2 protein-coding genes are annotated in these 569 nt (G+C 49.2%); one reads left to right on the top strand and one right to left on the bottom strand.

Features of this window, described 5'->3' with window-relative positions; genetic code table 11:
• The coding region (tnpA, locus tag C3418_RS23915; RefSeq protein WP_103859398.1) for an IS200/IS605-like element ISAs26 family transposase at nt 1–340 on the bottom strand (340 nt) is incomplete at its 3' end.
• A 57-nt stretch (nt 341–397) separates the two neighbouring features.
• Between tnpA and C3418_RS25135 the strand changes: the two genes are divergently transcribed.
• Nucleotides 398–569, top strand: a 172-nt coding sequence (locus C3418_RS25135) for a helix-turn-helix domain-containing protein (protein ID WP_162541025.1), incomplete at its 3' end; no start/stop codon positions are given.

Raw genomic sequence — 569 nt, 5'->3', positions numbered from 1 at the left:
CAAAGTAAGAGCGTGACCAGAGTACGGGTTTGCTGTAAGCACCCCTCAAGTCCAGAAATTCATTACGCAGTCGCCTTGATGTGACCGCCTTTAACGAGTTCACCAGTACCGATAGCTGCACCGTTGGCGCGTACTCTATCAGCATGTGAACATGATCAGCCTCTCCGTCACACTCTTTCAGTTCCGCACCAAAATCTCTGCAAACCTCTGCCGCACACTGACCGAATGAAGCGTGATGCAGATCCCCCAGTATCGGCTTTCGATACTTGGTAATAAACACCAAATGTACGTGCAAAACGTAGGCCGCATGGCGTGATTTATTAATTTTAGTGAATTGCATTCTGTCACTCAATCGGGCTTAATAGATATGGCAATAATGCTACACACTGAGCGCTAAATGCAAATTCTGAAAGCCTACAAGTTCCGACTCGAACCGACAGCCCAACAAGCGCAACGCCTGCGCCAGTTGGGCGGTTGTGCTCGTTATGTCTGGAATCACGGGCTGGCAGAAACCAAACGCATTCTGGATGCTGGCGAAAAACTGCCTTCTGCCTTTGAGCTGAACAGGA

This window comes from Aeromonas sp. ASNIH8 (assembly GCF_002919855.1).
Lineage (GTDB): Bacteria > Pseudomonadota > Gammaproteobacteria > Enterobacterales > Aeromonadaceae > Aeromonas > Aeromonas caviae.
The sequence above is the reverse complement of the archived record's forward strand: the minus strand, read 5'-3'. Positions and strand labels throughout refer to the sequence as shown.